Raw genomic sequence first — 20,492 nt, 5'->3', positions numbered from 1 at the left:
ACAGACATGTCGTCTATCGGTGACATCACTATATATGAAAGTTTACATTTCTAAAGGAGCCTGACATCATGGAAAATATAAGTTATGGAAAAATTGTTCTGATCGGCGCAGGTCATGTGGGATCTGCAATTCTGGACTCTCTTCTGCGAATGAATCTTGCAGATGAGATCGTTGTCATAAACAGAAATCAAAAAAAAGCATTGGGAGTCGTACTGGATGCCAGCCACACCACCGCCTTTGCATACAGTGCCAACGCAAACATCCGGGTGGGTACCTACGAGGACTGTAAAGACGCCCAAATTATCATCAACACCGCAGGTCCCAGCATTCAGCCAGGTAACTCCCGTGACCGCATGGTGCTGCTGCAGACCAATGTACAGGTGATGAAGGAGATCATGACACAGATCACCACTTACACCCGTTCTGCCATTATTATCAATGTTTCAAATCCAATGGACATTCTTACTTATATTGCACAGAAGGAATTCAACTATCCCCGAAATCTTCTGATCGGTACCGGTACTCTTCTGGACACCGCCCGCTTCAATAAAATGCTTGCCGACCTGTGCGGTGTAGATGCAAAAAATGTCACCGGATTCGTTCTGGGCGAACACGGCGGCACAAGCTTTATTCCATGGAATGCGGTTAATATTGTAGGAATTCCTTTCCATGATTTTCAGAAACAGTTTGGTCTGAAAGAGCCTGTTGACTGTGAAAAGCTGCTTCACGAGGTGAAGGTCAGCGGTCTGGACATTGTAGAATTGAAGGGCTACACAAGCTCCGGCATCGCCCTCAGCGTCTGCCGTCTTGTAGGAGCCATTATGCGAAATGAACGTGCCGTTGTACCGGCTTCCGTTGTTCTGGAAGGGGAATACGGATTAGAAGGAATCGCAATGAGCCTTCCATGCGTTATTTCACGAAATGGCGTGGAACGCACACTGCAGATTCCGCTGGATAAAGAGGGTGAGAAAAATCTTAAGATCTGCTACGAGTATCTCCGTAATGTAATCGAGAGTATTTCCTGACACCATAAATAATAAAAGCTTACTACAACTTAGACATTTATTTTTTCAATGTCTAAATCGCAGTAAGCTTTTTTACTTATAAAGCATACATAAAGTTAATCCCCATAAAAATGGTAAAAACATTCCTGTTATCTCTTGCACCCACTTGCAATGGCGTGTACCGGACATGCCTGCTTACACCGTCCGCAACGGATACATTCCGGACTGTTGGGGTTTTCCACAGGGTTGACCACCATCTGGCAAGCCTTTGCACATTTTCCACAGTGAACGCATTTTTCCATATCTACACGGTAGCGGTAAATGGAAACCTTATTGAATACGGAATAAAATGCGCCAAGCGGACAAATATAACGGCAAAATGGTCTGTAAATAATAATGGAAAGAACAATTGTCACGATCAGAATTGTATTTTTCCATATGTACAGCCAGCCAATGGCACCGCGCATAGCCTTGTTCAAAAGTACCAGCGGCAATCCGCCCTCCAAAGTTCCGGCCGGACAGATCAGCTTACAGAAATAGGGTGCTCCCTGGCCCATTATATCTGTGAGAAACAGGGGAAGCAGAATTACAAACACCAGAAAAATCACGTATTTCAGCTTTCGAAGAAGTTTGTCTCCTTTGAAAGTACGAATTTTCTTTGGAAAAGGAATCTTATTCAGCAGATCCTGGATCAGTCCAAACGGACAGAGAAATCCGCACACCAGTCTTCCCAGGATCGCTCCTACGAAAATCAGGAATCCGATTACGTAGTAGGCAAATTTAAAGTTCCAGCTTCCAACCACAGCCTGTAAGGAACCAATGGGACAGGCTCCTGCTGCCCCAGGACATGAATAGCAGTTCAGTCCCGGAACACAGGCATTTTTCAGCTTTCCTGTATATATTTTTCCAGTTACAAATCCGGATATATGGGAATTTGTAAGTGCCGCCCAGAGTGCCTGTATGGTATGTCTGGGCCAGTTTTTTATATTCATTTTCTTATCATCCAATTCCAATACACTCCATACAGATATTTACAGCTTTTGTAAAAACAACTTCCATTTCACCCCGGTAAATACCAAAGGCCATCATCAGAATCCCCACCGCTGCAAGGGCGATTCCTGTCCATTTGGACTGGGTGATTTTATTTATATAATTTTTCATCCTATATTCCCTAACCGCTTTTTATTTTCCGGAATTAATTTTTTCCAGTGCATCCTCTACAGCTGTTTTCCAGTCTTCCAGATTTCTGCTGCCCATGATCGGATCTCCTACAATGTTTCCATCTTTATCCACAAAGAAGGATTCCGGGAAGCTGCTGAGACCGCTGATACGTCCATTCATGTTTCCTGCATCCGGAATCAGAAGAGGATAGGTAACTCCTGTTTTTTCCTTGAGAATCTGCGCTTTTTTCACAGTATCTTCATCTGTAGTTCCGTCCTCGCCTACAGAATCGATAACCATTCCAACTACGCCCACACCCTTTTCCTTCATCTCCTGATAGAGCTTGTCAAGGTCTGGCATTTCATTTACACACGGAGAGCACCAGGTTGTAAAGCAGTTTACAAGAGTCAGGTCATAGTCACTGAATACTTTTTCTGTATAGGCATTTCCATCAATATCCGTTGTCTCAAATGCGCCTACATTTCCTGCATCCGGGTTGGCATTTTCTGCAGGCATATCAAATACAGATTTGCTTGGATCAAAAGCTGTCATTTCTGTGATCGTAGCTTCAATTTTTTCAATCTCGTCTGTCAGGTCAGACTCTGCATCTTTATTAATGCTGAGATAGTACTTATAATTTCCATCCTCGCTGGTTCCCAGCTCTTTGTGCTCATTGCAGCCTGTGATAGAATCCAGATCATCGATCACATCCTTGCTGTAAACACCAAGTGTACCAACTCTTTCGATGCTCTTGAGCCAGTCCTCATAGCCGGTTCCAAGAAGGTTTACATCTTCGTTTTTCTGCTCCTCAGTAAGCTTATTCCAGTGGAAAAAGGCATACTTGAAGCCAGTACTGTCATCATTCCATTCTTCCTCTGTGATCATAAGCATATCGGAGTTTTCGATCTGTTTCTTCAGTTCTTCCGGAAGGACTGCCTTTAAGCCAAGGAATGGGAAATCGTAGGAATCCTGCACCTTCATATTAATATCTGCTGCTTTTACTGTTTTTTTCACAGGTGTGCCATCTTCAGAGAAAACAGCTGTCTCAGAACCGTCACCGGCTACCACTGCGCCGGCTTCGTCTGCTGATACTGCTGCGCCGGCCTCATCTGCTGAAACTGCTGCGCCAGCTGCATCCGCAGGTACGCTCATGCCTGCTGCATCTGCCGGAACTGCCATGCCAGCTTCTTCTGCTGATACGCTTTCAGCCTTGAGCATAACCGGATTGAAAGATGTTGCAGTCAGAACTCCTGCTGCCAGAATTGCCATAAGTCTTTTTTTATTCATCATTTTTAATTTTCCTTTCAGCGTTTTTTATTTATCTGAACGTATTTTAACATCTTTCCTATAAAATCTGTGTTAAGATTTCTATTTTTTTCAAAATATGATAATATTTAAATTATAAATACTCTCTTTTTTGCGAGTATCTGATCTGCGCAAAATCATATTACGAAAGGAGCAGCTATGCACATTTTAATTATAGAAGACGAAGAACAGCTCTGCCGCTCTGTTGCGGAGGGACTTCGCATAGATGGTTATGAAACAGATATCTGTTTCGATGGAGACGAAGGGCTTTGCCTGTGTATGACAGAAAATTATGACCTGATCCTGCTGGATCTGAATCTTCCCGGCACGGACGGTCTGGAAATTCTCCGCCAGTTCCGAGAGCACAATACCAATACCCCGGTTCTGATCCTGTCTGCCCGGGATCAGATTGAAGATAAAGTAAACGGTCTGGATCTGGGCGCCAATGATTATCTTACCAAACCCTTTCACTTCCAGGAGCTGGAAGCCAGAATCCGAAGCCTTACCCGGCGGAAATTTGTTCAGGAGGATGTATGCCTGAAATGGAATCAGCTTACCTTTGATACCAGAACAAGAGAAGCTTCTGTAAATGGAGTGCCGCTTTCCCTTACCAGAAAAGAAAGCAGCCTTCTGGAATATTTCCTGCTCCATCAGAACCGGGTGATTTCACCGGAAGAAATGATTGAACATATTTGGGATGGAAGTGTAAATACCTTCAGCAATTCCATCCGTGTGCACATTTCATCTCTGAGAAAAAAACTAAAGGCTGCAATTGGATTTGACCCTATTCAGAATAAAATTGGCCAGGGCTATATATTGGAGGAATACAGATGACAAAAAAACGTTTCCACACCTCACTTCAGCTGAAACTCACTTTATTGCTGTCCTTACTGATGATTGTCTCCTGTGTTCTTATGTACTTCTTCATCAGCCATTCTGCCGTATCGGGAATGGACGGATTGCAGAATTATATGATCAAGGTGGATCCACAGGATGGAGATTCACCCATTACCTTTAATGTAGATCCCAAAGCTCTTTTTCCTCAGTTTGAACAGGAAATTCAGGAAACCAAGGAGGATTTTCTTCTCCGAAGTGTTATTGCCACCACGATCATTATTCTTCTTTCCAGCGTGTGTACTTATTTTCTTACAAAAAAGACCCTTACGCCGCTGCAGAAGCTAACCAGTGAAGTCAGTCAGATCCAGGCGCAGAACCTTTCCACCCAGCTGGCAGTTCCCAATTCAAAGGATGAAATTGCACAGCTGACCAGCTCTTTCAATGAAATGCTGGCCAGGCTGGATAATGCCTTTAGTACACAGAAACAGTTTTCTGCAAATGCAGCTCATGAGCTGCGGACACCACTAGCAGTATTGCAGACCAACCTGGAAGTTTTTGAGAAAAAGCAGGAACCGGAAATGGTTGAATACCAACAGCTTTTCACTATGATCAGGGAACAGACAACAAGGCTTTCCCAGCTGGTGGGAACCCTTCTTGACATGACGAATCTGAAATCTGTTCCACGAACAGATCAGGTTGCGCTGGAAGAGCTTGTAGATGAGGTTTTCTGCGACCTGGATCCAGTTGCAGAAAAAGCAGGGATTTCAATTCATTTTGATGACAACTCCAGTCAGGATTGGCATACTGATGTCCACACGCCTGATGCATCTGCACTTAATAACAATATTCGCAATATCACCGGCAGCTATGTACTTCTTTATCGTGCAGTCTACAATCTTGTGGAAAATGCCATTAAATACAACCGTCCCAATGGCTCTGTCACAGTTTCGGTGAAGGAGAAAAACGGTCAGGCTATGATCCTGGTAAAAGACACCGGCATTGGCATTTCACCTGAAAATCAAAAAAAAATCTTTGATCCTTTTTTCCGTGTAGACAAGTCCCGCAGCCGGGCCATGGGAGGTGCCGGACTGGGGCTGGCGCTGGTTGACTCTATTGCCCGGGAACACGGTGGCTCAGTGAAAGTATTAGAAAGTAATGAAAAAGGCAGCATAATCGCACTTATGCTGCCCGTTAGTAGTTTAAAAAATTAAATTTCATAATCCGAAAACGGCGCTGGATCCGTAGATACATCATAAAAATGCCACCATTCACATTCATATGCCTGGAAGCCTACGGATTCCATTACTTGTTTCAAATACTCGCCGTTTCTTCTTCCGGTTTCGGAATGACCGGAATAATTCAGTGAAGCGCGTTCATCCATAGCGTCAAACGGAGATGGCATTTCGATTTCATTGCCCTCTTTGTCAGTTAAGGTGACGTCAACGCACATTCCGTTCATATGTGTAGGACGGAATTTTTTGATCTTCGTCATGTCGGGCGGACGGGCGATGAAGTCGTCGTTTGGCATAATTTCCCAAAAACGCTTCTGGGCACGGATGGGGCGGTAGGCGTCCCATATCTTTACCCGATAACCATCCTTTTCGAAAATTTCTTTGGCTTTTATCAGGATCTGCGCTGTGTGCTCATCCAGCCAGCAATCCGCTGACTGGTACACCTGCACGCCAGTGAAATTATCCGGCGTGGCATATTTCAGGTCGATGATGAAATCGGAAGACAGGTCCGTAAGTTTAATTAAGTTTCCTTTTCTTTCCATTAGACTTACCTTTTCAGAACAGTTACCTTTATGTTTTTAAAGTTCACTGGTTATCAAACAATTAATGTTCTTGAAGCTTTTCCTTGAAGTTCCGGAGCGTGTTTGAAAAAGGCTCTAGAAACCAATTCCAGTTGCAATTCCCAACAAAATCGCCTGTGTCACAAACAAGATCAGAAACAGCGGTGTAAACCACTTATACCATTTCTGCAGGGAAATTCCACCAAGGCCACAGATGATAACGATATCTGCCGTCGGCCAGAAAATATTGGAAAGTCCATCGCCAAACTGGAATGCAAGAACTGCTGTCTGTCTGCTCACACCAATAATATCTGCCAGCTGTGCCATGATCGGCATGGTTGCAGAAGCCTGGCCTGTTGCAGATGGTATGAAGAAGTTGATCAGAGTCTGTACTACAAGCATTACCTGTGCAGAAACTGCATGAGGCGCATTTTTCAGCACATTTGACAAGCCGTAGATAACAGTATCCATAATTTGCGCATCTTGCATAACAACTGTGATAGCCTTCGCAATACCAGTAAGGATACATCCCCACATTGCAGTCTTTGCGCTGTCAATAAACTCACTGCACCATTTATTCGGAGACCACTTACAGATTGCTGCAGCAATCATAGACATAAGAAGGAACAAGCCACAAAGCTGCGGGAAATCCCATCCCCATTTGATCAGACCCAGCATAAGAACAACCAGCACTACAAGAACATCCAGAAGAACCAGACCATCTTTTAAGGTAAAGCTGTATTCATTTAACTCATCTCTGTCAAAGGCATGAATGTTTTTTTCACCAAATACAACGGATGCACCTGGATTTTTCTTAATTTTCCGCCCGTAAACCATTACATAGATAATGGAAATTGCCATGAAGATCACGAAGCAGATCGCACGGTATCCGGTTCCGGAATAAAGCTCTACACCTGAAATTGTCTGGGCAATTCCTACAGAATATGGATTCAATGTCGCTCCCATAAATCCAACAAACTCTCCAACTGCAATAATGGCAAATCCGAACATTGCATCATATCCAAGAGCAACTCCCAGACCTACGATCAATGGATAAAATCCATAGAATTCACTTGCCATACCAAACACAGAACCGCCCAGTCCGAAGATCATCATAATGATTGGAACAAGCAGAATTTCTTTTCCCTTCAGTTTCTTTAAAATGGTTCCGATTCCTGCATGGAAAGCACCTGTTTTCACCACAACACCGAAAGTTCCGCAGCAGCAGAGGATCATGAAGATTACATCAGCAGCCTCCACGCAGCCTCGATACAGTACACTGAAAAATCCAAGGAATCCGGTTGTGGTAACTTCGGATTTATCAATTGTGTGATAAGTTCCATCAATGGCTACGTTTCGAATTCTTCCATTGATGTTCATTTCCTGATAATCGTAGGTTCCGGATGGAATGATCCATGAAAGAATCGCCACCAGAAGTACAACGGATGCTACGATGATCAGGGTGTCTGGCATTGCCAGTTTTCTTTTTCTCTTTCCCGTCATAAATGACTCCCCCTTTAGATAGATGGATTATAAAAACTATTCGCTTTGCCTGAAGAGTTTTACACTTTTTTCTTATGCATACCCCATACATTTATCCACTCCGCAAACAGCAATTATAAATTCATAATACACTGCATATACTATGGAGTCAATCAAAATTAACGTGTTAAAGCGTTATTTTTCAGACTAAGTTGACATATTGTTTCAAATTTATAGACAAATTTCACTAACATTCCAGTCAACACTGTAACAAGATTAGTATTTCAAATAATCAAAATGCCCCGCCGGGGAAATGATGAAGCTTCCCTTTGACGAGGCATTTAAAACCTTATATTGAACTTCTGGTTCACGTGTCTTTCTCTTCCTTTAAGACTACCGGATTATGTTTGAAACAGGCTCTATGTTATTATTTTAGTGTAATCGCGTTATCCTTCAGATTATACCCGATCACATCATCCCAGTTTCTCCGAAGGGCAATCTCTGCGGTGAGATTGGTATCATCATAAACAATAGACCACTGGGTATTACTGGTAACTTCCTCCTCTGACGGCTCCTGTGATGCGGCCTTCAAAGCCTCCCATGCAACATCACTGTTGTAAACTTCCTCATAGTCAAAAATAGCTTCCATTTTGTCATACCGCTCTTTTCCGTGACCGTAAATGCCATTCTTCTGATTCGGAAGGACTTTATCCTCATAGAGTCCAAAGAAATTCGTAATGGAGCGAATTGATGTGGCAACCAATTCTCTGGTTTCACTTTCACAGTCATACTCCACTACTCTGCCATCACCGGAAGCATCTGTGATATAAAAATGATAATCTCTGCCGCTTGTAGCAAACATGTCATACTGATTCAGAAGCTCTACGGCTTCTTCTGTAGTTGCCGCACGGTCCAGAATCAAACGGATCACAAGCGTAGTTCCGATCACCGGCTTGCCTGTATTCTGGTGAACCGGTTCGCTGTCCAAAGTAAGGACTGCAATAGATACCCCTTTTTCATTCATGCCATCCAGGCAGATAAATGGTGCTGTTAATGTGGCAAGCTTTTTCTTCATACTCACATCCGGAATATTTGCAGAGATATTATCCAATGCTGCGAAAGCCACGGATTTGTAACCACCCTTCGGTTCACAGTAAACCAGCATTGCGGAAGTATACCGTTTGAAATCATAGTTTCTGCCCATCAGCACATTTCCGTCTGCTTCCTGCAGGGTAAAAGCACTGCAGCCAAAATCCGGTGCTTTAATATGTACTGGCAAGATAGGAAGTGCCTCTTTCACAATGGCATCAACAAAGCTCTGGTTATCTGTTATGCCGTATTCGATCAGTCGATCCAGATCATAATCATATTTCACATCCATGCGATACAGATTATACTCGTCGTAATCTGTCACTTTCTGTATACTGCTTATGGTTTGAAAACGCCCCTCATACACTGAAATAAAACCACCCGCAGCCACTATCAGAAGCAAAAGAATCACCAGTAAAACCGTACGGATTATCTTATGTTTCTTCGATTGTGTCCTCATCTGCATACCCCCCTCCTGTAATATTTTTGATATAATCATTATACTGGATTAAATAATAGGTATGCAAGACAATTATTGGATATGACTTGTTTTTCTGTTGAATTAACCTGTTTTATTCATAACCTAATCCCTAACCATGGCGCGTTTAAAAACTGAAATCAAACGCGTTCTATGAATTTGGCTCACTACCTTATAAACAACAAAGAGCCGGATTTCTCCGACTCTTCGTTTAACTATTTCTGATTTATTTAATTTCATATTTTCAAAAACATTTTCCTGTTTCATTCCAAAACTTCATAAACTATTGTCTCATACGGTTTCATGCAGATTTCACCATTTGCAATTACATTATCATATAAGGACCGCATCTGCTTTTTCAGCACAATTTTTTGTTCTGAACCCATATAGTTCAGGACAAAGAAGTATTTCTTATTTCCTTTCACACGCTGAATGACTTCCACCTCCTGTGGAGCTTCAAGCATAGCCTGGAATGGTTCCAGAATTCCTGTGTATTCTAACAGCACCTTCATGCTTTCTCTGGAAAAAGTACTGCCAAAATGAATTGCATAGCCCTTTCCTGTATTTTTTCTGATTACGGCTGGTTTTCCTGCGTAATAGCTATTGTCATAGAAAGCCAGAGTTTCTCCCTCCTCTACAGGCTCCATAATGTCGTTAAATATTGGCATGTCAATCGTCTGACCGTCCCAGTTGGCGGTGACAGACGGCTCTGCTGGACTTGTGAATGTAAAATCTCTCACATCTGAACCAGTAATTTTCTGCAAAAGTCCGGGCTGCGGAAGCATAACACATTTGCCATTTTCCTGCTTATATCCGGAACGGCAGCCTATGATCAGGATTCCGCCATTTGCTACATATTCTTTAAGTAAAGCAGCTCTTTTTCCCGTCATAATAACAGGATGTGCATAGATGAGCACCGGATATTTCTGCAATTCCTTTATATCTGTATCCTCGTTCAGATATAACGTATTATATGGGGTGTGATAAATTTCAGAAGCAATGAAGATTTCTTCTGAGCTCTGCGCTTCCACCCTTCTATGCCATGCATCCACATTGGTATCCCACATATTGTCGTAGTCTTTTAATACTCCAAATGCAGCGGTGTAATCCGCTCCGCAAACTTCATCCAGACACTTTAATTTATTATAAAAGTCTTTTACCTCTGCCAGCTTACGGTTATCACGATTGTCATAATCCAAAATTCCATGCCAGTACATTTCTGTACTAAAAGTACAGGTTCTCCACCTGAAAAAAGAAATATAATCTGCGCCATGGGCTACACTCTGCATTGCCCAAAGTGTAAGCTGACCAGGTCTTGGTGCCGGACCTTCCATTCTTGTAGTCCATCCACCTGCCCCAGACTGCTGTTCCATAATACCAAAATGAGGACATATGGAACGTACTTCCGTTAGATTTTTACTCCAATGACGGTCATTTAGGTCTTTCGCGGTCTTCGGATCTCTGTTCAACCCAAATGCAAAACTTGGATAGGAATCATATGTATAAACATCCAGGCATTCCTCTGCCATCTTGTGATTATCCAGATTCCAGAACATACCATTTGTGGTGATATAGTCTCCGTCTTTCTTATATTTCGAGATTATTTCTGCCTGCATTTTACAGAAAGAAATTGTACTTTCTGAAATAAAGCGGTAATAATCCAGCCTGAGATGTGGATTGCAACCATTATTTAACACCGGTCGCGGAACATAAATCTGCTCCCAGTCTGTATAGGTCTGATTCCAGAAAACAGTTCCCCATGCTTCGTTGAGGTTATCCAGAGTTTTATACTTTTCTTTCACAAAATTACGAAAGGCAACTGAATCTGCCTCTGAATAAAATTCATCCACCTCACAATTCAGCTCATTGTCAATCTGCCACCCCACAATCGCCGGATGTTTGCCGTAATGCTGCGCCAGCTTTTCTACGATCCTTGCAGATAATTCTCTATATTTTGGTGAATTGTAATTATAATGTCTTCTGGCTCCATGACGATATGGAACTCCATCTTGACGGCAATTTAAAACTTCCGGGTATTTTTCCGTAAGCCATGCCGGCGGTGTAGCTGTAGGTGTTCCAAAAATCACCTGCATTTCTTCCAGTTTACATAATTTCAGAAATTCATCCCAGAAATCAAATACAAAAACATTCTCCTCCGGCTCCACTTTGTTCCAGGCAAACTCTGCCACGCGGATCACAGTAATCCCTGCCGCCTTCATTCTCTGTAAATCATCCTGCCACAGTTCTCTACTCCAATGCTCCGGATAATAACAGGTTCCCATGGTCATTTCTTTCCATTGAAAATTTTGTGGTTTTCTCATATTCTGCTCCTTTTTAATTCATTTCTTTTGAAACAAAGGGGATGTGAAAAAACTCGATTGAGTTTTTTCGCATCTCCCTTTTTTGATTGATTTCAATTATTATATGAGCAAGTAGCGAAGCGGAACCTGGAATATCCACTTGACTTACTTCATCAGGGCAAATCATTTCCAGCAGCCAGATATATCTCGTACCACTCTTTTTTGCTCAACCTAACTTCCGTTGCTTTTGCTGCTTCACGGACACGAATCGATTTTGTAGTGCCGATTACAGCCTGAGTTGCTCCAGGATAGCTAAGAATCCAGGCAAGAGCAACAGCCATAGGAGTGACCACCTTTTCAGAAGCAATTCTGTTGAGCACAGTGTTCAATTCCCGATAATTATCAGATTCAAGAAAAGTTCCCTGAAAATATCCATACTGAAGGGAAGACCACGCCTGAACCGGGATCTTTTTCATACGGCAGTATTCCAGTACTCCACCGCCATCCCTCATGATTCCCTTATCACACTGCATATCCATGTGAAAACCAGCGTCAAAAACCTGGGTAACGGCACAGCTAAGCTGAATCTGGTTTGCACAAATTGGGAACTGTATTTCCCTGTTTAGCATTTCCATCATCATAGGCGTCATGTTGCTAACCCCAAAATTCCGTACTTTTCCAGCTTTATAAAGGCGGTCAAAAGCCTCTGCAATTTCATCTGGTTCCATAAGCGCATCTGGTCTGTGAAGAAGCAGGCTATCCAGATGATCTGTATGAAGTCTGGACAGAATTCCATCTACAGCCTCCAAAATATAATCTCTGGAAAAATCGAAATAGGTAAAATCCGGATCACAACGGATTCCGCATTTTGACTGAACGAAAAATTTAGTACGCAAAGAAGGATTCTCTGTAAACACTTTTCCTATCACTTCTTCTGATTTTCCGCCACCATAAATGTCTGCAAGATCCAGAAAATTAATCCCCTCTTCAAGACCAGTCTCAATCAAATCCAAGACCTCACCAGTGGACATCTCTGAAATCCTCATCAATCCCATAACAATTTCAGATACCTTATCTTTATCTTTTCCAAATTCAATATACTGCATACGATTTTCTCCTCTTGTACCAAACAGCTTCTTGTCCAGAAACCGCAATATTATATCTTATTTTGCAGAAAGCCTTTTTCAGACACGCTTTAGTTTATCACACTGTTAATAGCCTTGCAAGATTCCGCTTTTTCGCCATTAAACAGTTTTTCAATTTCATTTGTTGTTGTAGTACAAAACAAAGAGCCGGATCACTCCGACTCTTCGCTCGTTTCAGCATATAAAATTTTTACAACCGCTTATTTCTCCAGCATATAATCCTTAATCACATCATGGTCTCTCAGTACCTTCTCCACTAAGGTTCCCTTAATTGCTTTCAGCAAAGGTTTTTTCACCAGATTCAGCGGTCCAGGAAGCTCGATTTCAAGTGGGGATCTGCCATCCATAAGTTTTACGCTGGCATCAAGGAGTTCTCTTACATCGTAAACGCTGCCCCATACTTCCGGAACACCACGGTCTACGCCCATAAGTCCGTATACAGCTTCCATTGCGGTACGAACAGAATATTCTGTGGTGAAGATGGTGTCTCTTGGAGTCTCAGCAAACTGTCCAAGGAATGCAAAGTTCACGCAGCCATCCGGGATAACGTCCGGTCTGTCGCCTTTTGCTCTTGGCATGAAGAATGCAGTGATGTAAGGCATCATGGTCGGTACACAGACTGCGCTGTTTTCAGCCAGATCCTCGATCTGATCCGTTGGTACGCCCATATGGTACAGCCACTCTTCGGTAATTTCTTTACCGGTACATTCTTTCATCGGTTTCTTTACATAATCGCCAGGTACATCTGTGAAAAGACCATATACCCAGACACAAACCTTATCTTTGTCCTGATCCTTGAACTGACCCTGACGGTTGATGGTCCAGCTTAACAGCCAGCTGGAATCCTGGCAGCTTACGATACCGCCGGTAACAACATTGCCGCTCTTTGGATCTCGCTTGCAGATGTCGGTAATATAAGGAATAATCTTGTCATCCAGTGTGGTAACAGTTGCAGATTCCCAGTTAGTCTTTGCAATATCAGAACAGAATTTCTCCGGATGTCCGAAAGACGGATCCTGTTTTGCAATATTTTTCCAAAGGCTCCAGCAGCCGCTTGTACGAACCTCAGCATCTCCATTTGGAGCGTGGTTCTGGTCACCGTAGATAGTTCCCTCTGTACAGCTTCCGTTGGTAACAAATACGTAGTCATTCTCAGTAAGAAGGATTCCCTTCTCAACACCCTTTACCTTGCACTCAATGGCAGTTGCCACTTTTTTGCCATCATGGATATCAAAGATTACATTGGTAACCTCTGTGTTGAACTGGAAGTCAACGCCTGCATCCTCCAGATATTTCTTCATTGGAAGGATCAGGGACTCATACTGATTGTATTTGGTGAATTTCAGAGCACTGAAATCCGGAAGTCCGCCGATATGATGGATAAAACGCTGGATATAAAGCTTCATCTCCAGTGCGCTGTGCCAGTTTTCGAATGCAAACATGGTTCTCCAGTATAACCAGAATGTGGAATTCAGAACCTCATCATCGAATACATCCTCGATGGTCTTGTCGTAAAGATCCTCGTCCTTTGTGAAGAACAGCTTCATGATCTCCATGCAGCCCTTCTGGCTCAGGTTGAATTTACCATCTGTGTGAGCGTCCTTGCCCTGATTTACAGTAGCACGGCAAAGAGAATAGTTCGGATCATGTTTGTTCAGCCAGTAGTACTCGTCCAGAACGGAGGCACCTGGTTTTTCCAGAGATGGAATGCTGTGGAAAAGATCCCAGAGGCACTCGAAATGGTTTTCCATCTCACGGCCGCCTCGCATAACGTATCCTCTCATCGGATCAAAAATACCGTCGCATGCACCGCCTGCAATGTCCATCGATTCCAGAATGTGAATGTGGTCGCCAGGCATCTGTGCGTCTCTTACAAGGAAGCAAGCTGCTGCCAGAGAAGCAAGTCCGCTTCCTACCAGATATGCATGCTTGTCATCTACACCTTCCGGTTTCTCCGGGCGGGCAAATGCTTCGTAGTTACCGTTTGTATAATAAATGCCCTTGCTGTTTTTCTCATTTTTGCCACGCTCTGTATTGCGGTAATTCGGGTCTACGTGTGCTTCTGTGATCTGTTTCTCCTCGCGGCTCTTGTTTGCCAGAACTGCTGCTCCTGCACCTGCTGCGGCAAGTGCTGCCATGCCTAATACGGAATGTTTTTTCTTTGACATAAAAATTACCACCTTTCTGAAATTTGCCGTTACATTATTTCCGGCTATCTGTGTTTATTCTTGTTTTAACTTTTCGAATCAGCTTCTAAACTTTCTCAGATTTGTTTCCTGGCTTTCAGATAAAAAGCTTTTATTTGGCTGATTCGAAATTCTGCTGCCTTTTATTTAGTATTTCCTGTTTCTGAGTGTATTCTACGTCAAAAAATAATTTTCCTCAATTTACAAAACAAGACGGATGACAAAAAACTTATCATCCGCCTTACTTTGTAAAGTTGATTTCGAAAACTTTATGTCCCGCTCTTTCAAGATTAAAGCAGCTATGCCATAGTTATCCCTTATTTTTCGGACAAACTTAATCTTTATTGCCTTCCTTCTCCATATTCCGCAGGGAATTCCCAACATTTCCATGCATGGTCACGCAGACCATATTCGCGATTTCTTCCGGGGCTTCCTTCATTCCTCTCTTGATCCAGTCAAGCATAACACCTACGAAACTATATTTGTAAAAATCCGCAATAAATTTCTTCTGTTCCTCTGTAACCATCAGGTTCTCGCTCTGCTCTTCCACCACTCCTTCGATCAGCTGATAGGTCAGGCTGTACAGATAATTTTCCACCTGCTCTCGTTTCACAGAGCGATACACATTCAAAATAAATGGTTTATTTTCCAAAACAGCCTCAAAAATCTGCTGAAGCCCTTCCTGCCAGGTGTCGTAGGTCTTTTTTCCCTGCAAAGCCCGAGAAGCGTCCTCAATACAGGACCATTCTACCAGGTCATAAATGTCTTTAAAATGATAGTAAAAAGCCATTCGGCTGATTCCGCAGTCTGTAGTCAGGTCGCTGATGGTGATCTTGTCCAGAGGCTTCTGAAGGAGAAATTTCTTCAGAGACTCTTCCAGTGCATTTTTTGTGATATTGTTCATTCAGATGTGCTCCTCCTGATGATTTTATTATGCAGTACGGCATCATGCAATCCATGAGGTCCGCACAGATTCTAGAGCGTGTTTGAAAAATCATTCCTGCAATCTGCAGGCTCTAAGGATTTTATAAATCCTTTTTGATTTTTTGTCAACAGGAGCGCTATGGAAAAAAGCAGATATCCGCCTCCGAACTTATATATGCATATATTTTCTGAAATATTCATCACTATTCTGGAATGTATTTGAAAAATATTTTCTAAAAGATGTGTATCACAATTTGTGGGAGAACATCCTCCACTTTACAAGAAAAACTCTCAATGCTACAATATTCCCCAGATATTTGACAAAAAAGACCCTGTGGGGGAATACATAAGGAGAACACCATGGAATTAAAGCTTGAAAACGGACGTCCCGCAGATACCACGGGCAGACTTGAAAAAGAGATACGTACTTATGATTTTCTTGATGCACTTCAGGTGCCTTATCAGAGGATTGACCATGAAACTCTGATGACCATTGAAGCTTGTAAAGATGTGGATAAAGTGCTTGATGCAGTAATCTGCAAAAACCTGTTTCTCTGCAACCGCCAGGAAACGAACTTCTATCTGCTGCTCCTGCCAGGCGACAAGAAGTTTAAGACAAAGGAAGTATCTTCCCAGCTTGGCGTTGCCAGACTTTCCTTCGGCAATGAAACTTATATGGAGAAATTCCTTGATATTACACCTGGTTCTGTCAGTATACTTGGACTTATGAACGATAAGGAAAATCATGTGCAGCTGCTTATTGATGAAGACCTCCTGAAGGAACCTTACATCGGCTGTCACCCTTGTATTAACACCTCCAGCCTGAAAATTAATATGAAAGATATGATGGAAAAAATTATTCCGGCTATGAAACATGAACCGATTTTTGTGAAATTGGGACAGGAAGAATAAAATTGCAATTAACTAATTTGTATGTTACCCTTTCTTCCATTATGCCCAAAATAAAACAGACAGATACACATTTCAATCATGTACCCGCCTGTCTCATTTCAGTCTTTATTCAATTTTTATTTGCTCTTCCGCTCCTTTACCAGTGCAAATACACTCTGAAGTACAATGAAGAAGCACAGCAGGATTGCTGTTACAATGTTGGACCAGGAGCTGATCAGTTTTCCATTGGTTTTAACCAAAGTAGAAATCGTACCATTGATCAATACACCAAACAAGGAACCAAGTACATTTCCTACACCACCGGTAAGAAGTGTACCACCGATGACTGCGGAGGAAATAGCGTCCATTTCAAGGCCGGTTGCCTGGGTGGTGGTACCTGCCATGGTATTCAGGCAGTAGCAGATTCCGCCGATGGAAGTAAGGAAACTGGAAAGAATATATGCCTTCATCTGTGTTTTCTTAACATCAAGTCCCATCAGGGTTGCAGACTGCTGATTGCCACCTACTGCGTAAATACTGCGGCCGAAGCGTGTGTATTTCAGCATCAGATAAATAGCAATAACTACGATCAATGCAACTACAACAGTTACACGAAGGTATGGAAACTGCATGATTCCCTTTTTGTTCAGATACCCTCCAAAGGGAAGGGAAATCTTAAAGCTGGAAAGAGTGGTAAAAATCTTGTCAGAAACAATACTTACCTGCTCTTTACAGATCACAGCTGTCATACCTCTGGCAAAGAACATTCCTGCCATAGTAACGATGAAAGGCTGGATTTCCAGGTAGGAAATACAGAAGCCCTGAACAATACCAAATATAATGCCAATTGCAAGAATCAGAAGCATAAGTACCGGGCTGGACCATCCCCACTGCTCAATTCCCACTGCCAGGATCATACAGTCCATAGCAACCAGTGAACCTACGGAAATGTCAATACCGCCAGTAAGCATGACGCAAGTCATACCAGCTGTAATGCAGATCAGGCCTGCATTGTTGATCAGGATGTTGAGGAATGTCTGGAAACGGGTAAAGCCTTTGTCCGCATATACGATACATCCTGCAGCATACATTACAAAGAATAATACAATGGTGATCAGCAGCAACAGGTTATTGCTGTTTATTTTTTTCTTTTTCATGCCCGAGCTGCCTCCTTTCCGGATTTCTTTGTCAGCTTCTTAAAGAAGGCTTTGGCTGGCTCAGCCTGAATTACTACGATGATAATAACTACGATTGCCTTAAATACCGGTGCCTGTGCAGAAGAAACACCAAGTGCATACAGAGTTGTGGTAATCGCCTGGATGGTGTACGCTCCAATGATGGAACCTGCCAGGGAAAACTTACCGCCGCCAAGGCTGTTGCCGCCAAGTGCTACAGAAAGAATTGCATCCAGCTCCATGTTCAGACCGATGTTATTGGTATCTGCTGAATAGATTCTGGAGGTTGCAACCATACCTGCAAGACCTGCACAAAGACCGCAGATTGCATAGCACATAAGGATGATCTTTGCGGAATTAAAGCCTGCGATACGGGAAGCTTTTTTGTTAATACCAACACTCTGGATGTAAGTTCCAAGTGCTGTGTAGCGAAGTACAATAGAAGCAATTGCTACACACACAGCAGCCACAATGATCGGTGTAGGAATGATTCCGCAGTAAGCGCCAAGCTTCTGGAAAGAAGGAACTCGAACATAAACGATCTGGCTGTTGCAAAGAAGAAGTCCTACTGCTCGGCCTGCCGACCATAGGATCAGAGTGGCGACCATAGGCTGAATATTCATATAGGCAACCAGAAATCCATTAAAAACGCCACAGATCAAAGTGACAAGAAGTCCGGCTCCAATGCCAACCAGCAGCGGATGCGCATATTCCTGCACATTTACATTTCCGTATCCTGCAAGGATCATACAGCAGACACCTGCGTAAAGACTCATTACGGAACCAACGGAAATATCAGTACCGCCGGAAGCAGATACAACGAGTGTCATACCGATTGCCAGTATGGCGATTTCACTTCCACGGTTCAGGATGTCGATCAGACGTCCGTAAAGTACACCATTCTTAATGGAAATCATAAAGAAGGAAAGCGGTGCGCTTCCTGTTGCAATATCATATACTACGTTGATCAGCATGACCAGGATCATACTGAAAACCGGAAGGAACAGACGTTTCTGCGCCAGTTTTTTGAAATTACCCATTACTGCTCACCTCCTGCGATTGCTTTCATTACGTTCATCTGGTTCATATCTGCCTCATCAATCTCTCCAACCTTCTGACCGTCACGGAGAACTGCCATACGGTTACAGGTACGGAGCATTTCCTCAATCTCAGAGGAAATGAAGATCAGACTCTTTCCTTCATCTGCAAGCTTCAGAACCAGCTTCTGGATCTCTGTCTTGGTACCGATATCGATGCCTCGAGTAGGCTCGTCCAGAATCAGGAAATCCGGGTTTGTTGCAAGCCATCTTGCAAGGATAACCTTCTGCTGGTTTCCACCGGAAAGTTGTTTGATCAAAGTCTCGCGGCTTGCACATTTGATCTGGAGAAGATCAATATACTTGTCTGCAATCTCACACTGTTTTGCCATAGGGATCTTTTTCAGAACTCCCTGTTTTGCCTGAATTGCAAGGATGATATTTTCTCTTACGGACAAATCTGCAACAATTCCCTCCGCTTTACGGTCATCAGGAAGAAGTCCCATTCCAAGATGCATGGCATCAATAGGATTTTTCACCTTAACTTCCTTGCCTTTTACTTTCAAAGTACCAGTCTGGGCGCGGTCAGCACCGTAAATAGTACGTGCCAGTTCGCTTCGTCCGCTTCCAAGAAGTCCGGTAAGACCGATAACCTCTCCTTTGTGGATATCAAGGTCAAATGGTTTGATGGTTCCTGCATGGCTTAAGCCACGGGCTTCGATTACCATCGGTTCTTTTCTCTTATCTCCTGTGGTCTCCGGTTTAATGGAAGCAAGATCGTCGAAATCTTTTCCCATCATAGCTGCTACCAGCTTCACTCTCGGAAGATCTGCAATCTCATACTCGCCAACCAGCTGACCATTTCGAAGAACGGTAATTCCGTCACATACTGCATAAACCTGTTCCAGGAAATGGGTAACAAATATGATTCCTACACCTTTCTCCTTCAGTCTGCGCATCATGGTAAAAAGCTTTTCTACTTCACGATCATCCAGTGAAGATGTGGGCTCATCCAGAATGAGCACCTTACAGTCCATATCTACAGCACGGGCAATTGCGATCATCTGCTGCAATGCCAGTGAATATTCTTCAAGATTACGTGTTACATCAACGTCAAGCTCCAGCTGTTTCATAAGGGCAGCTGCCTGACGGTTCATTGCCTTTCGGTTGACCGTTCCAAGCTTTGTCAGCGGCTCGCGGCCTATGTAAAGATTCTCTGCCACCGAAAGGTTTGGACAGAGGTTTACTTCCTGATATACAGTAGAAATGCCCTTCTTCTGGGCGTCCATGGTATCTTTATTTACGATGGGATGATCAAATCCTTCCAGATAAATCTCTCCAGCCTCAAATTTATTTACGCCGGTCAGGCACTTGATCAATGTGGATTTACCCGCGCCATTCTCTCCCATCAGCGCGCGGATTTCACCTTTTTTCAATGTCAGATCCACGCCTTCCAGTGCTTTTACACCTGGGAATGTCATGCAGATTCCCTGCATTTTCAATACTACTCCTGCCTCCAACGCGATTCCTCCCTTCCCGTTATCAACTTCATTTTTCATTCTCCTCGTTGCTCGCGAAAATTAAGGGGAAGAAAATCCGCATTGGGACTTTCCTCCCCTATTTGTTCATCTTTATCGTTTTTCAGCTGCTTGCTGATAACCAATTTCGATGTTTACGGATTGTTTC

General features: G+C 43.1%; 17 protein-coding genes. 4 read left to right on the top strand and 13 right to left on the bottom strand.

The annotated features are described in order from the left end of the window. The first annotated feature begins 68 nt into the window (after positions 1–68). Entirely contained in the window at positions 69–1,025 is a 957-nt protein-coding gene (locus I4V84_RS11045; RefSeq protein WP_118577700.1) for an L-lactate dehydrogenase, read from the top strand. Between the two features lie 128 nt (positions 1,026–1,153). On the opposite strand, the gene I4V84_RS11040 is transcribed toward I4V84_RS11045, so the two are convergent. Genes I4V84_RS11040 through I4V84_RS11030 form a run of 3 tightly spaced genes read right to left on the bottom strand, consistent with a single transcriptional unit; the run spans position 1,154 to position 3,455 of the window. After that, positions 1,154–1,996: a 4Fe-4S binding protein gene (locus I4V84_RS11040; RefSeq protein WP_118577806.1), complete on the bottom strand. Its 843-nt coding sequence runs from the start codon at positions 1,994–1,996 to the stop codon at positions 1,154–1,156. Positions 1,997–2,003: 7 nt separating this feature from the next. After that, the gene (locus tag I4V84_RS11035) at positions 2,004–2,165 is read right to left on the bottom strand and encodes a CD1871A family CXXC motif-containing protein (RefSeq protein ID WP_148461398.1); all 162 of its coding nucleotides are present in this window, start codon (positions 2,163–2,165) and stop codon (positions 2,004–2,006) included. 21 nt (positions 2,166–2,186) lie between these two features. Continuing rightward, positions 2,187–3,455 (bottom strand): TlpA disulfide reductase family protein, encoded by a 1,269-nt coding sequence (locus tag I4V84_RS11030; RefSeq protein WP_195991974.1) that lies wholly within the window; start codon positions 3,453–3,455, stop codon positions 2,187–2,189. A 174-nt stretch (positions 3,456–3,629) separates the two neighbouring features. On the opposite strand from I4V84_RS11030, the gene I4V84_RS11025 reads away from it, so the two are divergent. Further along, the gene (locus I4V84_RS11025) at positions 3,630–4,304 is read left to right on the top strand and encodes a response regulator transcription factor (protein WP_173716471.1); all 675 of its coding nucleotides are present in this window, start codon (positions 3,630–3,632) and stop codon (positions 4,302–4,304) included. Then, positions 4,301–5,518 carry a HAMP domain-containing sensor histidine kinase gene (locus I4V84_RS11020; protein ID WP_243284074.1) on the top strand — a complete coding sequence of 406 codons (1,218 nt, stop codon included), beginning with the start codon at positions 4,301–4,303 and terminating at the stop codon, positions 5,516–5,518. The genes I4V84_RS11025 and I4V84_RS11020 overlap by 4 nt, the downstream gene beginning before the upstream one ends. Here the strand turns inward: I4V84_RS11020 and I4V84_RS11015 are convergent. The 7 genes from I4V84_RS11015 to I4V84_RS10985 all read right to left on the bottom strand — a co-directional run bounded on the left by I4V84_RS11015 (position 5,515) and on the right by I4V84_RS10985 (position 15,683). After that, positions 5,515–6,081 (bottom strand): M15 family metallopeptidase, encoded by a 567-nt coding sequence (locus I4V84_RS11015; RefSeq protein WP_195983070.1) that lies wholly within the window; start codon positions 6,079–6,081, stop codon positions 5,515–5,517. The genes I4V84_RS11020 and I4V84_RS11015 overlap by 4 nt on opposite strands. Before the next feature lie 114 nt (positions 6,082–6,195). After that, entirely contained in the window at positions 6,196–7,602 is a 1,407-nt protein-coding gene (locus I4V84_RS11010) for a YfcC family protein (RefSeq protein WP_118577704.1), read from the bottom strand. 406 nt (positions 7,603–8,008) lie between these two features. Beyond that, complete coding sequence (locus I4V84_RS11005) at positions 8,009–9,136, bottom strand: linear amide C-N hydrolase (protein WP_243110239.1); 1,128 nt, start codon at positions 9,134–9,136, stop codon at positions 8,009–8,011. Between the two features lie 275 nt (positions 9,137–9,411). Beyond that, positions 9,412–11,469 carry a beta-galactosidase gene (locus I4V84_RS11000; RefSeq protein ID WP_195991972.1) on the bottom strand — a complete coding sequence of 686 codons (2,058 nt, stop codon included), beginning with the start codon at positions 11,467–11,469 and terminating at the stop codon, positions 9,412–9,414. 152 nt (positions 11,470–11,621) lie between these two features. Next, positions 11,622–12,554 carry an aldo/keto reductase gene (locus tag I4V84_RS10995; RefSeq protein WP_195991970.1) on the bottom strand — a complete coding sequence of 311 codons (933 nt, stop codon included), beginning with the start codon at positions 12,552–12,554 and terminating at the stop codon, positions 11,622–11,624. Positions 12,555–12,793: 239 nt separating this feature from the next. Then, the gene (locus I4V84_RS10990) at positions 12,794–14,761 is read right to left on the bottom strand and encodes an oleate hydratase (protein WP_195379332.1); all 1,968 of its coding nucleotides are present in this window, start codon (positions 14,759–14,761) and stop codon (positions 12,794–12,796) included. A gap of 352 nt (positions 14,762–15,113) precedes the next feature. After that, positions 15,114–15,683 carry a TetR/AcrR family transcriptional regulator gene (locus I4V84_RS10985; protein WP_195991968.1) on the bottom strand — a complete coding sequence of 190 codons (570 nt, stop codon included), beginning with the start codon at positions 15,681–15,683 and terminating at the stop codon, positions 15,114–15,116. Positions 15,684–16,063: 380 nt separating this feature from the next. Between I4V84_RS10985 and I4V84_RS10980 the strand changes: the two genes are divergently transcribed. After that, complete coding sequence (locus I4V84_RS10980) at positions 16,064–16,615, top strand: prolyl-tRNA synthetase associated domain-containing protein (RefSeq protein WP_118577811.1); 552 nt, start codon at positions 16,064–16,066, stop codon at positions 16,613–16,615. 116 nt (positions 16,616–16,731) lie between these two features. Here I4V84_RS10980 and I4V84_RS10975 read toward each other — a convergent pair whose 3' ends face one another. Genes I4V84_RS10975 through I4V84_RS10965 form a run of 3 tightly spaced genes read right to left on the bottom strand, consistent with a single transcriptional unit; the run spans position 16,732 to position 20,365 of the window. Continuing rightward, positions 16,732–17,751, bottom strand: coding sequence for a sugar ABC transporter permease YjfF (locus tag I4V84_RS10975; protein WP_187565325.1), 1,020 nt, complete (start codon positions 17,749–17,751; stop codon positions 16,732–16,734). Continuing rightward, complete coding sequence (locus tag I4V84_RS10970; RefSeq protein WP_118577725.1) at positions 17,748–18,809, bottom strand: ABC transporter permease; 1,062 nt, start codon at positions 18,807–18,809, stop codon at positions 17,748–17,750. Before I4V84_RS10970 ends, I4V84_RS10975 begins: the two co-directional genes overlap by 4 nt. After that, entirely contained in the window at positions 18,809–20,365 is a 1,557-nt protein-coding gene (locus I4V84_RS10965; RefSeq protein ID WP_330673595.1) for a sugar ABC transporter ATP-binding protein, read from the bottom strand. Before I4V84_RS10965 ends, I4V84_RS10970 begins: the two co-directional genes overlap by 1 nt. Between the last annotated feature and the right edge of the window lie 127 nt (positions 20,366–20,492).

It is taken from the genome of Ruminococcus sp. 1001713B170207_170306_F1, from assembly GCF_015668065.1.
Classification (GTDB): domain Bacteria; phylum Bacillota; class Clostridia; order Lachnospirales; family Lachnospiraceae; genus Blautia_A; species Blautia_A faecis.
The sequence above is the reverse complement of the archived record's forward strand: the minus strand, read 5'-3'. Positions and strand labels throughout refer to the sequence as shown.

Excerpts from the sequence above, each read along its gene's own strand:
- I4V84_RS11045 (WP_118577700.1), top strand. The coding sequence starts at position 69 with ATGGAAAATATAAGTTATGGAAAAATTGTTCTGATCGGCGCAGGTCAT.
- I4V84_RS11040 (WP_118577806.1), bottom strand. The coding sequence starts at position 1,996 with ATGAATATAAAAAACTGGCCCAGACATACCATACAGGCACTCTGGGCG.
- I4V84_RS11035 (WP_148461398.1), bottom strand. The coding sequence starts at position 2,165 with ATGAAAAATTATATAAATAAAATCACCCAGTCCAAATGGACAGGAATC.
- I4V84_RS11030 (WP_195991974.1), bottom strand. The coding sequence starts at position 3,455 with ATGATGAATAAAAAAAGACTTATGGCAATTCTGGCAGCAGGAGTTCTG.
- I4V84_RS11025 (WP_173716471.1), top strand. The coding sequence starts at position 3,630 with ATGCACATTTTAATTATAGAAGACGAAGAACAGCTCTGCCGCTCTGTT.
- I4V84_RS11020 (WP_243284074.1), top strand. The coding sequence starts at position 4,301 with ATGACAAAAAAACGTTTCCACACCTCACTTCAGCTGAAACTCACTTTA.
- I4V84_RS11015 (WP_195983070.1), bottom strand. The coding sequence starts at position 6,081 with ATGGAAAGAAAAGGAAACTTAATTAAACTTACGGACCTGTCTTCCGAT.
- I4V84_RS11010 (WP_118577704.1), bottom strand. The coding sequence starts at position 7,602 with ATGACGGGAAAGAGAAAAAGAAAACTGGCAATGCCAGACACCCTGATC.
- I4V84_RS11005 (WP_243110239.1), bottom strand. The coding sequence starts at position 9,136 with ATGCAGATGAGGACACAATCGAAGAAACATAAGATAATCCGTACGGTT.
- I4V84_RS11000 (WP_195991972.1), bottom strand. The coding sequence starts at position 11,469 with ATGAGAAAACCACAAAATTTTCAATGGAAAGAAATGACCATGGGAACC.
- I4V84_RS10995 (WP_195991970.1), bottom strand. The coding sequence starts at position 12,554 with ATGCAGTATATTGAATTTGGAAAAGATAAAGATAAGGTATCTGAAATT.
- I4V84_RS10990 (WP_195379332.1), bottom strand. The coding sequence starts at position 14,761 with ATGTCAAAGAAAAAACATTCCGTATTAGGCATGGCAGCACTTGCCGCA.
- I4V84_RS10985 (WP_195991968.1), bottom strand. The coding sequence starts at position 15,683 with ATGAACAATATCACAAAAAATGCACTGGAAGAGTCTCTGAAGAAATTT.
- I4V84_RS10980 (WP_118577811.1), top strand. The coding sequence starts at position 16,064 with ATGGAATTAAAGCTTGAAAACGGACGTCCCGCAGATACCACGGGCAGA.
- I4V84_RS10975 (WP_187565325.1), bottom strand. The coding sequence starts at position 17,751 with ATGAAAAAGAAAAAAATAAACAGCAATAACCTGTTGCTGCTGATCACC.
- I4V84_RS10970 (WP_118577725.1), bottom strand. The coding sequence starts at position 18,809 with ATGGGTAATTTCAAAAAACTGGCGCAGAAACGTCTGTTCCTTCCGGTT.
- I4V84_RS10965 (WP_330673595.1), bottom strand. The coding sequence starts at position 20,365 with ATGAAAAATGAAGTTGATAACGGGAAGGGAGGAATCGCGTTGGAGGCA.